This is a genomic window from Flavobacterium chilense (assembly GCF_001602525.1).
GTDB classification, from domain to species: domain Bacteria; phylum Bacteroidota; class Bacteroidia; order Flavobacteriales; family Flavobacteriaceae; genus Flavobacterium; species Flavobacterium chilense.
The window spans coordinates 20,354-32,620 of sequence record NZ_LSYT01000009.1 but is presented as its reverse complement, the minus strand read 5'-3'; the positions used below and the strand labels follow the sequence as shown (position 1 = coordinate 32,620).

Genomic DNA, 12,267 nt, shown 5'->3' with positions numbered 1-12,267 from the left:
TTTTAGAAAAAGTCCGGCTTATGAAAACATATCTTTTACTTTCTCAAAAAATGATTTTTCTGATTTTTCAGGACTTGGAACAAAGTGCTCATCATTTAATGCATTTTCAAAAAATTGTTTTTGCTCTTTGTTCAGTGTTTTTGGTGTCCATACGTTTACGTGAACCAGCAAATCTCCACTTCCGTAACCGTTTATACTTGGAATACCTTTTCCTTTTAATCTTAATATTTTTCCGGATTGAATTCCTTCTTCCAGTTTGATACGAACTTTTCCGTTAATAGCTTCAATATCTTTTGATGATCCTAATACTGCTTCAGGGAAACTGATGTATAAATCATAATGGATGTTTTCACCTTCACGTTTCAAAAATTCGTGTTCTAATTCTTCAATTGCTACAATTAAATCTCCTGGAATACTATTTCCAGGTGCATCGTTTCCTTTGTTAGAAACTTTTAACTGCATACCATCTACTACACCAGCCGGGATTTTGATAGAAACTGTTTCATCTTCTACCACCATTCCCTGAGCATCTGCCTCAGAAGGTTTTTTATCTAAAATCTGACCAGAACCACCACAAGTAGGGCATGTAGATGCAGATTGCATTCTTCCTAAAATGGTATTGGTTACACGCATTACCTGACCCTGACCATTACAAGTGGTACAAGTTTTATAGGTTACGCCTTTAGCCTGAACTTTACGTTTTACTTTTACTTTTTTCTCAACACCATTTGCAATTTCTTCTAAAGTTAATTTTACTTTAATTCGAAGATTGCTTCCTTTAGAACGACGAGGGCCTCCGCCACCGCCTCCACCGAAACCGCCAAATCCGCCACCAAAAATGTCACCAAACTGGCTGAAAATATCATCCATATTCATACCACCATGACCGCCGCCAAATCCGCCGGAACCGTCAAATGCCTGATGTCCGTATTGATCGTATTTCGCTTTTTTGTTCGGATCACTTAAAACTTCATAAGCTTCTGCTGCAAGTTTAAAGTTTTCTTCTGCCTCTTTGTCGCCTGGATTTTTATCCGGGTGATATTTAAGCGCACTTTTGCGGTAAGCTTTTTTTATTTCGGCAGCATCAGCATTCTTTGAAATGCCTAGTATTTCGTAAAAATCTTTTTTCATAATGAGGTTAAATTGCTTCGCCAGTTCACTAGCGCTCGAGTCCAAATCTTAAAAATTCCAAAATCCAAAAAATGCACTTGAAATTTATGTTTGCATTTTTTAGTTTCCGATAACCACTTTAGGGAAACGAATAATTTTGTCTCCTAATTTGTAGCCTTTTTCAATAACATCAACAATTTTCCCTTTTAATTTCTCAGACGGAGCCGGAATTTGAGTAATTGCCTCAGCAAAATCAGCATTAAAAGCATCACCTGCTCTTACTTCAACTTGCTCTAAACCTTTTGCGGTTAAAGTACTTTTTAACTTTTCATGGATTAACTCCACTCCTTTAGTTAAATTTTCATCTTCAGATTTGTTGATTTCTACAATCGCTCTGTCAAAATCATCCAAAACAGGAAGCATGGCTAACAAAACTTCTTGGTTGGCTGTTTTAAACAAATCGATACGCTCTTTTGAAGTTCTTTTTTTGTAATTTTCAAATTCAGCAAATAATCTCAAAAACTTATCTTTTTCTTTTGCCAAGTCTTGAGCCAATTGCTCTTCAACACTTAATTCTTCAACAATTAACTGCTCACCGTTGGCATTGTTTTCTAACGTTACATCATCTAATTCCTGATCGAATTCTGTATTTTCCGTAGTCATATTACTTTTATTTTTAAAAATATTCTTAAACTTCATTTTTTTATTCTTTCTATTGGATTGCAAAAGTACTGCCAAATCTTATAAAATGTCAAATTGTCACTTTATTAAAACTGAGCTGTTTAAAAAGCAAAAGTAACCTTTTAAAATTTAGTATAATTTTAAGACTATTACGTTTTAGTTTATTTTATCTTTGATAGCGTAAAACATAAATCATTACCACCAAAATTGAATTTAAGGGTTGGCTCCGGCCTCAAAATAATTATTAATTCAAATTTACCTTATATTAAAAAAAGCTTCGCCTTATAGAGACGAAGCTTTTTTTTTATGCTTTAATCATCTTTAATGCATTAATGACAAAACCTGAACAGCAAAAAAATTAATACAAAGAACGCAAAGTTTTTTACTCTTAAGCTTTATAAAAAGACAAAGTTCGCAAAGCTTTGTATTACTATAGCTTTGCGAACTTTGTGCTTTTGAAAATATTCTTAGATAAAAATCCTTGCGTACTTTATGGTAAAAAATATTTTTTTTGCACGGGCGGAGGGATTCGAACCCCCATCAACGGTTTTGGAGACCGCTATTCTACCCTTGAACTACGCCCGTAACTTAAGGTCGGCAAATTAAAAGTTTTTTTTCTTCTCTGACAACTATTTCATGCAGAGATTTTAAAAGAAACCCCTTTAAATTCGGGGAACTTGAAGCAAAAACTTTTATTCCAGACAGTTAGCCTCGTAAAGTATTTTTTAATATTTCACGCAGATTTAAAAAGATTCAGGCAGATTAAAGCCGATTTCTTCAATATAAAAATCAAATTTAATCTGCCTAATCTGCCTGAAATAGAAAAATCTTTTAAAACTGTGCAATCTTTGGGCAAAACTTCCACTTCAAAAAGTTAGCCCAACAAAGCATTTTTCAAACCTTCGAAATCTACTGCGATTTGCTCTCCTGAAACCAGATTTTTAAGCGAATAAGTCTTTGAAGCAATTTCCTGATCTCCTGCAATTACTGCAAACGGAATCATACGCTTATCTGCATACTGAAATTGTTTTCCTACTTTTACATTATCAGGATATAACTCTACTTTTATATTTTCTCTTCTTAATTGCTGAATGGCTTGTGATGCATACAAAGCTTCTTTATCTCCATAATTGATAAATAAAGCTTTTGAAGTCGCTGCAACAGTATCAGGAAACAATTTTAATTCTTCTAATACATCATAAATACGATCTAAACCAAAAGAAATTCCAACACCACTCATATTTTTTAAACCAAAAATACCCGTCAAATCGTCGTATCTTCCGCCACCGCCAATAGAACCTATCGAAACGGTTTTAGGCGCTGCTACTTCAAAAATAGCTCCTGTATAATAATTTAATCCACGAGCCAGTGTCACATCCAGATCCAATATTGCTGTTGACAAGCCTAAAGTTGCCACATTGTCACAAATAAATTTAAGTTCCTCTACTCCTTTCATTCCTTCTTCAGATTCTGCCAACAAATCTGAAAGCTGACTGATTTTATCTGAAAATGTTCCGGAGAAACTAAAAAGCGGCTGAACTTTTACCAACGCATCTTCAGAAATACCTTTTTCGATCATTTCTTTCTTAACGCCATCTTCTCCTATTTTATCCAGCTTATCTAAGGCAACCGTAAAATCAATCAATTTATCCGAAGCGCCAATTACTTCTGCAATTCCTGATAATATCTTTCTGTTATTGATTTTAATGGTAACACCTTCTAAACCCAGAGAAGTAAAAACTGTATCGTATAATTGCACTAATTCTACTTCCTGCCATAATGATTTTGAACCCACCACATCGGCATCACATTGAAAAAATTCTCTGTAACGACTTTTTTGCGGACGATCTGCTCTCCAAACCGGCTGGATCTGGTATCTTTTAAAAGGAAACTCGATTTCGTTTTGATGTTGTACTACGTATCTCGCAAACGGAACGGTTAAATCGTAACGTAAAGCTTTTTCTGAAATTTTTCCGGTAAATTTATTCAGTTCAATTCTCTGACTCAAATCAATTGTTTCAGCAGAATTAACCTGAAGCGCCTCGATAGATTCCGGTATTTCAATTTTATTATTTTTATCAAAGAAAAAGTTACCCGAGTTCAATATTTTAAAAATCAAACGATCTCCTTCTTCTCCATATTTCCCCATTAAGGTATCTGAATTCTCAAATGAAGGTGTTTCGATTGGCTGAAAACCAAATTTCTCGAAATTACTTTTTATAGTCTGAATGATATATTGACGTTTTGACACCTCTGCAGGCGAAAAATCTCTTGTTCCTTTTGGTATGCTCGGTTTTGAAGCCATTCTTTTAGATTATTAGATTTTAGATTTTATATTATTAGACTTCTTTTTACTGAAATCTTATATTTAAAAACCTTTTTGAATTATAATTTATTTAGAATATTAGATTTCTCTTCATTCTATTCGTCTGCAAATATCTTATTTTTTAAAATAAATAATAGCTCTTCGAAAACAAACTTGTAACAAAAAACGTATTTTCGTGACAAATTGGTCATGATGCTAAAATTATTTAAAGAAAATATCCGAATTGCTTTTGGTTCTATCAAAACACAATTATTGCGAACCATTCTTACTGTAGTAATTATCGCGATCGGAATTACGGCTTTGGTTGGAATTCTAACTGTTGTAACCGCTCTTGAAAATACGGTTTCGACCAATTTTGCTTCTATGGGAGCCAACACTTTCAATATCAATCAATACGAAAACACGCTTAAAAATCGTGGCGGAAATGAACGTGAAGTAATTAATCCAATCATTTCGTATCCGGAAGCTGTTGCTTTTAAAAACAAATACAAATATCCTTTTACCGAAACTTCTCTTTCGTTTACAGCAACATCAAAGGCCGAAGTTAAATATTTAGACGCCAAAACAGATCCGGAAATTACCATTACAGGTGTCGATGAACATTTTATTAATAATTCCGGTTTAGAAACTACTTCCGGGCGTTCTTTTAATCAATTTGACATTGATAACAACACCTATTCCTGCATTGTAGGATCTGATTTTGAAAAAGGCTTACTAAAAGATGTAAATCCGATTGACAAAGTGATTTCGATTCGTGGCGCACGTTTTAAAGTCATTGGGGTTTTAAAAGAAAAAGGATCCACTTTTGGTCATAGTCAGGATTTACGTGTTTTGATTCCAATACAAGTAGCACGTTCTTTATTTACGGCTCCAAATATCAACTATACCATTAGTGTAATGGTTTCTAAAAAAGAACTTCTGGACGAAGCCATAGACAATGCAACAAGCACCATGCGACGTGTTCGAAAATTAAGTCCGGTTCGTGATAATAATTTTGGGATTGGCCGAAGCGACGATTTGATTAACAGAATTCTGGGAATTACAAAATATCTAGGCTGGGCTTCCTGGATTATTTCTATCATCACAATTTTAGGATCTTCGATCGCCTTAATGAATATTATGATTGTATCGGTTACAGAACGTACTCGCGAAATTGGAGTAAGAAAAGCCCTGGGTGCAACAAAAGTTACCATTTCTGTCCAGTTTTTTATCGAAACTTTACTGATTGGTCAAATTGGTGGATTGGTTGGAATTGTATTGGGAATCCTGGTAGGTTTTGCTTTTGCTGCAGCTATGAAATTTGCTTTTGTGATTCCGTGGATGGCCATTTTTGCTGCTTTTGGAACCAGTTTTGCGGTTGCCATTGTTTCTGGTTTGTATCCGGCAATAAAAGCATCTAAGTTAGATCCTATTGAAGCTTTACGTTATGAATAATTATTGAATTTTTAGTCGCAGTCTTGCTATCAGAAGAAAGATTGCGACTAAAAACTAAACAATCCCTTTCATCATACGGTCATTGTCGTAAATATCTTTTCGCAATTCAATATCCTTAAAATCCATTTGCTCTAACAAATCATTCATTTCCCTCCCTAAGTATTGATTGATTTCAAAATACAACTGTCCGTTCTCCAGGAGATTTTTCTGCGCCAATGTTGCTATTTTTCTATAAAAAACCAAAGCATCGTTGTCTTCTACAAAAAGTGCCAAATGCGGTTCATAATCTAAAACATTCTTTTTGATTTCTTCTTTTTCTAAATTCCGTACATAAGGCGGATTTGAAACGATAATATCAAAATCAGATTTTAATGCGTCTTCTTCCAGTATATTCAACAATAAAAAAGTAACATCAACTCTATTGTTTACAGCATTTCTTTTGGCTGTTTCTAATGCCTTTTTAGAAACATCTAAAGCATATACCTGTGCATTTGGAAGATTTTTAGCCAATGAAATTGCAATACAGCCACTTCCTGTACCAATGTCTAAAATCTTTATTTTTTTAGAACCTCCGAGCTTGGAGTTTTCCTTTATAATCCATTCAACCAGCTCTTCTGTTTCAGGCCTCGGAATCAAAACGTTTTCGTTTACCTCAAAATCCAATCCGTAAAAATTAGTTTTGCCTAACAGGTATTGAATGGGAACTTCTTTTTTTAGTTGGGCCAATAATGAATCCCACAAAACAAAATCACTTTCTGAAAAAGCTAATTCATGATTTAATGCCAGATCAATTTGCCGCAATTGATGCTTGTCTTCTAAAATTAAATAGAAAAAACTCTCCGCTTCGTACGCATCGTAAAAAGGTGACAATTCTTTAATAAACTGAGTACGATATTGTTTAATTTTCATTTTTTTTATATCTCTTATTAGAAAAAGATTTGATTAGCAATCAAACTGAACTGCTATTTCTGAAACTTTTTTTATGACATCTCCATTTTTAGCTTTTGACGAAAGAAACAAGATTACACGTTCTTCTTCATAATCTCTATTGGCACCAAATACAAAATCCAGCTTTCCGTCTCCATCAATATCTCCTGCAAAGAGCAATACTACAAATGTATCGTTAAACGCTTCTTCTGTTAAAAGCAGTTCTTCTTTAGAATTTCCTGATTTTAGATAAAGCTTATAATGTTCTACTTTCTTGTAAACTTCCTGTTTATCTCCATCTGTATAAACTTTTTCTTCAGAAAGAACTTTTCCTTCGCCCCTTAAAACATAATCGATATTGTTAAAGTTTAATGTTATTTTTTCTTTAGGCCAGATTTTATCTTTACTTATTTTTAAAGATTTTATTTTTCCGGTTTTCAAATCCGTATTGTCCAGATAAATAATGGTTTTATTAATGGGAAGAATTGACACTAATGAATCTCCTGAACAATCATCAAATCCTTTATCAATTTTAAAACCGGCTTTTCCTAAATAATAAGATCCGTTTTCTTCATACAAAGCCATCCAGTTTTCAGTTAATTCTAAAGCGGGATTTTTACCTTCATAACTCCTGTAACTTCTTGGCAACAGAATATCAAAGTCATTTTTAAACTCTTCATCAGAAGTTTTCTCATTAACAGAAACCGAATCTTTTGCAGAAGACTGCTTGACAATATCTGCTTTTTTATCTGTTTTCTTTTCCTGAGTTTTGTTACAAGAACATAAAACTGAAACCAAAACAATTCCAAGAATAATTTTTTTCATAAGCTTATAAAACTTTTAGCATCCAAACCGGACAAGAACTGTGCCCGGTATTTCCTAATGGGGCATCTAAATATTCGAATCCTGATTTTTTGTATAATTTTTGAGCAGAATGCATAAAAGGCATCGTTTCTATATAGCATTTCACAAATCCAAAATCTCTGGCTTTATCCAGACATATTTTCATCATTTCGCTTCCAATTCCTAAACCACGCGTTTCAGGCAAGAAATACATTTTTTGCAATTCGCAAATTTCCGGATCTCCGTTTTCTAAAGGAGCAATTCCGCAACAACCTACAATTTTATGATCAGCTTCAACCACAAAATAAGCAGCTTTGGGCTTGTTGTATTCTTCAAACATAAAATCTAAATACGGATCTTCGTATGCCGTACCTACTTTTGGGATTTCCATTTCATCAAAAACCGATCGTATTAATTGAGCAACCGCTCCATTATCATCTTTTTCAATTTTTCTGATAGTCCAGTTTTTCATATTCTAATTTCATTATATCCTCACAAAAATAAAAATACTTTTTCGATAGTTTTATAACTATTTGGATTGTTTCATAACATTTCTGAGAACTTTCGACAGAAAACTCAAAAATAATTACTTTTGCAGGGTGAATACACATGAAAAATATATCAGACGATGCATTGAACTTGCGCAAAACGGTTTTGGAACAACTTATCCAAATCCAATGGTAGGAAGTGTAATTATTTATGAAGGTAAAATTATTGGCGAAGGGTGGCACAAAAAGGCAGGAGAACCTCATGCCGAAGTAAATGCAGTAAGATCTGTAAAAGATAAATCGCTTTTAAAAAAAGCTACTATTTATGTTAGCCTGGAACCTTGCAGTCATTTTGGAAAAACACCTCCCTGCTGTGATCTTATTATAGCGAATGAAATTCCAAATGTAGTGGTTGGAACTGTAGATCCCAATGAAAAAGTAGCAGGAAACGGCATTAAGAAACTAATTGCAGCTGGTGCAAATGTAATTGTAGGTGTTTTAGAAAAAGAATGTAATGAACTTAATAAACGCTTTTTTACTTTTCATCAAAAAAAGCGACCTTATATTATCCTTAAATGGGCCGAAAGCCAGGACGGTTTTTTAGCTCCTGAAAAGGAGTCTAATCAGGAACGAAAACCTGTTTGGATTACCAATACCTATTCGAGACAATTGGTGCATAAATGGCGAAGCGAAGAACAAGCCATTTTAGCAGGCACACAAACTGTTATCGATGATAATCCAAAACTGAATACCAGAGACTGGTCAGGAACCAATCCTGTAAGAGTTGTTTTAGATCAGAATAACCGTATTTCTAAAGACAGTTTTATTTTTGACAACAGTGTAAAAACGATTGTATTTACAAAATCTGAAACTGCTATTTCGACAGAAAACACTATCTTTGAAGTAATTGATTTTAAACAAAATATAATTCCGCAAATTTTGACTGTTTTGTATCAAAATCAAATTCAATCAGTCATTATTGAAGGCGGATTACAAACTTTACAAACTTTTATTGATCAAAATCTTTGGGATGAAGCCCGAATTTTTGTTGGTAAAACTATTTTCAAAAAAGGAATACAAGCTCCGATAATTCAAAAGAAAAACGTAACCAGAACTTACATTCAAAGCGACGAATTAATTAATATTAGAAATCATGATTGATACTATAATTTTTGACTTTGGAGATATTTTTATCAATTTAGACAAACAAGCTACCATTTCAGGACTACAGAAATTAGGTCTTAAAGAATGGAGTCCAGCATTGGACCGCCTGAACCTTTTGTTTGAAACCGGAGATATTTCGCATGATGATTTTTTGACTGGTTTTCAAAAAGAAATCCCAAATGCTTCTATCGAAGAGATCCTGGAAGCATGGAATGCAATTTTAGCCGATTTCCCTTTGTACCGATTAGAGTTCCTGCAAATGCTTTCAAAAAAATATCGCTTGTTTTTATTAAGCAACACAGACTCTATTCATATTGAAACTTTCGAAAACAAAACCGGTATTTCGTTTTACAGCGATTTTTACCAATGCTTTGAAAAAGTTTATTTTTCTTTTGAGATTGGAATGCGAAAACCAAATACAGAAGTTTTTCAATACCTAATTAATAAACATGAATTATCTCCAAAACGTACTTTGTTTGTAGATGATAAAAAAGAAAACACAGATTCTGCTGCAGCTTTAGGTTTTCATGTATGGAACTTACAAGTAGGCCAGGAAGATGTAGTAGACTTATTTGAAAAAAAATTACTTTAAACAATACTTTTGGAATACAACGATACTTACCAAACCATTGCTTTTGAATCTGAAGAAGTCCTTTTTAAAGAAAAAGGAAGTAAATTCTTTGGCTACGCATTTCCTATAGAAAGTGAAGACGAGGTAAAACCTATTATAGAAAACTTAAAAAAACAACATCCTCATGCCGTTCACTATTGTTACGCCTATCAATTAGGAACAGCTCCAAAAATATCCTATCGCGCCAATGATGACGGCGAACCAAGCAATACTGCCGGAGCCCCTATTTATGGACAAATACAATCTTTTGGCATAACAAACGTTCTGGTTGTTGTGGTTCGGATTTTTGGCGGAATTAAATTAGGTGTTGGCGGATTAATCACTGCTTATAAAACAACAGCACAAATGACGCTTGAAATTTGTGAAATCATCGAAAAAACAATCGATGTTCACTTTTTAATCTCTTTTGATTATAAAAACATGAACAAAGTGATGCGCGTTATTAAAGAAAAAAAACTCGAAATTATTTCTCAGGAAATGCAGATTAACGAGGATTCTGGTCTTCCGGTTGGTATAATAAAGACCAAAACACGAAAAAAAAATGCCGAATTAATATTCGACATTTTTGATTTAATGTTTGAAATCGACATTAAAATTATATAAATTGACATTAAAACCTGTCGCATTTTAACAATTATACCAGTGTTTTAAATAATTCTAAAATATAATCCGGAGGTGCAGTTGGTCGACCTGTTTTTAACGATACAAATACTAAAATAAACACTGCAGTTGTTAATAACTCATTCGCCTCGTTATAAATCGCGCAGTCAAATTCGATCTTCACTGAGGATTGACTTTTGAAAGTAGTATGAATTGTAAGAAGCTCATCGTAACGAGCAGATTTTTTATAATTTATTTGCATAGAAACAATAGGCAATCCAATACCGCTTTCTTCCATGCTTTTATACGAAACCCCTTTATTTCTAAGCCATTCAACGCGTCCTATCTCAAAATAAGGAACGTAATTTCCGTGATAAACAACTCCCATTTGATCCGTTTCTGAGTAACGAACGCGTACTTGAGTTTGATGATTTTTCATTAATTATGTATTAAAAAAATTTAACTTTTAAAAGTTCACTTACAACTTTTTTTTATAAAATTTGAGCCTAAAATATTTTTTTTTAAAGAAATTTGTTCACATATTTGTTATCCCGAAATACGGAATAAAATTGCTCCTTTTTTATTAGGAGAATCTTTATCAATAATATAAAAATTTATTTGAATCTATGACTAAAACTGCTCAATCGGTATGGGAAAACTGTTTGTCCTTTATAAAAGACAATATTCAAGACCAGGCATACAAAACTTGGTTTGAACCAATCAAATCAGTTGAGCTAACCGACAACGCGTTATACATTCAAGTACCTAGTAAATTTTTCTACGAATGGTTAGAAGAACACTACGTTAAATTATTGAAAGTTGCACTTACCAAAGAACTGGGAAAAAATGCAAAGTTACTCTATAAAATTAAAATGGAGAACACTTATGGCAATAAACAACCATTTACTGAGCAATTACCAAGTTCGAACAGAGTACCAATGAAACCTCAAGAGGTTGATGCTCCGTTTAAAAACCTAAATCCTGAACTAAAAAATCCGTTTGTAATTCCGGGAATCAGAAATTTAAAAATCGAATCACAGTTAAACCCTAACTACAGTTTTGATAATTTCTTAGAAGGAGATTCAAACCGTTTAGCCCGTTCTGCCGGTATGGCTGTTGCCAATAAACCAGGAGGAACATCATTTAATCCGTTGTTGATTTTTGGTGGAGTTGGTTTAGGAAAAACACACTTAGCACACGCTATAGGTGTAGAAGTTAAAGATAAATACCCTGAAAAGACGGTTTTATATATTTCTGCCGAGATTTTCACACAACAATATATTGATTCGGTTAAAAAGAACAATCGTAACGATTTCATTCACTTTTACCAATTAATCGACGTTTTGATTATTGATGATGTTCAGTTTTTATCTGGAAAATCAGGAACTCAGGACGTATTTTTCCACATTTTCAACTACTTGCACCAAAACGGTAAACAGGTAATTCTAACTTCAGACAAAGCTCCTGTTGATATGCAGGATATCGAGCAACGTTTGTTATCCCGTTTTAAATGGGGATTATCTGCAGAGTTACACCAGCCAGATTACGAAACCAGAATTTCGATCTTAAAAAATATCCTATATCGTGATGGTGTTGAAATGCCAGAAGATATTATTGAATACGTTGCCCGCAACATTAAATCTAATGTTAGAGAACTTGAAGGTGCTATCATCTCATTAATTGCTCAATCTTCTTTCAATAAAAAAGAGGTTACAATTGAACTGGCAAAAAGCGTTGTAGAGAAATTTGTTAAAAACGTTAAGAGAGAAATCTCTATCGATTATATTCAAAAAATTGTATCCGATTATTTTCAGTTGGATATTGAAACACTTCAGTCTAAAACCAGAAAAAGGCACGTTGTTCAGGCAAGACAATTGGCTATGTTTTTTGCAAAGAAATTTACTAAAGCTTCTTTGGCAAACATTGGTTCACAAATTGGAGACCGCGATCACGCTACCGTATTACATGCTTGTAAAACCGTTGACAATTTAGTTTCTACAGACAAACAATTCAAAAAATTTGTCGAAGACATCAACAAAAAACTAACGCTATAAACGCGAATC

12 protein-coding genes and 1 tRNA gene are annotated in these 12,267 nt (G+C 33.5%); 5 read left to right on the top strand and 8 right to left on the bottom strand.

Annotated elements, in window-relative coordinates:
- Positions 1–18: 18 nt before the first annotated feature.
- The 4 genes from dnaJ to hisS form a co-directional block, all read right to left on the bottom strand.
- Entirely contained in the window at positions 19–1,131 is a 1,113-nt protein-coding gene (gene dnaJ / locus A4F88_RS19375; RefSeq protein WP_068844423.1) for a molecular chaperone DnaJ, read from the bottom strand.
- 99 nt (positions 1,132–1,230) lie between these two features.
- Complete coding sequence (locus A4F88_RS19370; protein ID WP_068844422.1) at positions 1,231–1,809, bottom strand: nucleotide exchange factor GrpE; 579 nt, start codon at positions 1,807–1,809, stop codon at positions 1,231–1,233.
- Positions 1,810–2,305: 496 nt separating this feature from the next.
- Positions 2,306–2,376: transfer RNA gene (locus A4F88_RS19365), tRNA-Trp, on the bottom strand.
- A gap of 289 nt (positions 2,377–2,665) precedes the next feature.
- Entirely contained in the window at positions 2,666–4,096 is a 1,431-nt protein-coding gene (gene hisS, locus A4F88_RS19355; RefSeq protein WP_068844420.1) for a histidine--tRNA ligase, read from the bottom strand.
- Positions 4,097–4,306: 210 nt separating this feature from the next.
- Between hisS and A4F88_RS19350 the strand changes: the two genes are divergently transcribed.
- The gene (locus tag A4F88_RS19350) at positions 4,307–5,551 is read left to right on the top strand and encodes an ABC transporter permease (RefSeq protein WP_068844419.1); all 1,245 of its coding nucleotides are present in this window, start codon (positions 4,307–4,309) and stop codon (positions 5,549–5,551) included.
- Positions 5,552–5,605: 54 nt separating this feature from the next.
- On the opposite strand, the gene prmC is transcribed toward A4F88_RS19350, so the two are convergent.
- Genes prmC through A4F88_RS19335 form a run of 3 tightly spaced genes read right to left on the bottom strand, consistent with a single transcriptional unit; the run spans position 5,606 to position 7,793 of the window.
- Positions 5,606–6,460: a peptide chain release factor N(5)-glutamine methyltransferase gene (gene prmC, locus A4F88_RS19345; RefSeq protein WP_068844418.1), complete on the bottom strand. Its 855-nt coding sequence runs from the start codon at positions 6,458–6,460 to the stop codon at positions 5,606–5,608.
- Positions 6,461–6,493: 33 nt separating this feature from the next.
- Complete coding sequence (locus A4F88_RS19340) at positions 6,494–7,303, bottom strand: hypothetical protein (RefSeq protein ID WP_068844417.1); 810 nt, start codon at positions 7,301–7,303, stop codon at positions 6,494–6,496.
- Between the two features lie 4 nt (positions 7,304–7,307).
- Positions 7,308–7,793 (bottom strand): GNAT family N-acetyltransferase, encoded by a 486-nt coding sequence (locus A4F88_RS19335; RefSeq protein WP_068844416.1) that lies wholly within the window; start codon positions 7,791–7,793, stop codon positions 7,308–7,310.
- 127 nt (positions 7,794–7,920) lie between these two features.
- Between A4F88_RS19335 and ribD the strand changes: the two genes are divergently transcribed.
- From ribD to A4F88_RS19320, 3 genes are read left to right on the top strand one after another with little or no spacing between them, the layout of a single operon-like run.
- On the top strand, positions 7,921–8,970 hold the full coding sequence (ribD, locus tag A4F88_RS19330; protein WP_068844415.1) for a bifunctional diaminohydroxyphosphoribosylaminopyrimidine deaminase/5-amino-6-(5-phosphoribosylamino)uracil reductase RibD: 1,050 nt from the start codon (positions 7,921–7,923) through the stop codon (positions 8,968–8,970).
- Complete coding sequence (locus A4F88_RS19325) at positions 8,963–9,565, top strand: HAD family hydrolase (RefSeq protein ID WP_068844414.1); 603 nt, start codon at positions 8,963–8,965, stop codon at positions 9,563–9,565. The genes ribD and A4F88_RS19325 overlap by 8 nt, the downstream gene beginning before the upstream one ends.
- Before the next feature lie 9 nt (positions 9,566–9,574).
- Positions 9,575–10,207, top strand: a complete 633-nt coding sequence (locus tag A4F88_RS19320; RefSeq protein ID WP_068844413.1) for an IMPACT family protein — start codon at positions 9,575–9,577, stop codon at positions 10,205–10,207.
- A 31-nt stretch (positions 10,208–10,238) separates the two neighbouring features.
- On the opposite strand, the gene A4F88_RS19315 is transcribed toward A4F88_RS19320, so the two are convergent.
- Positions 10,239–10,643 carry an acyl-CoA thioesterase gene (locus A4F88_RS19315; RefSeq protein ID WP_068844412.1) on the bottom strand — a complete coding sequence of 135 codons (405 nt, stop codon included), beginning with the start codon at positions 10,641–10,643 and terminating at the stop codon, positions 10,239–10,241.
- Between the two features lie 187 nt (positions 10,644–10,830).
- Here A4F88_RS19315 and dnaA point away from each other — a divergent pair, with 187 nt between their 5' ends.
- A complete protein-coding gene (gene dnaA, locus A4F88_RS19310) occupies positions 10,831–12,258 on the top strand; it encodes a chromosomal replication initiator protein DnaA (RefSeq protein ID WP_065451227.1) in 1,428 nt (475 codons plus the stop codon).
- Positions 12,259–12,267: the final 9 nt, after the last annotated feature.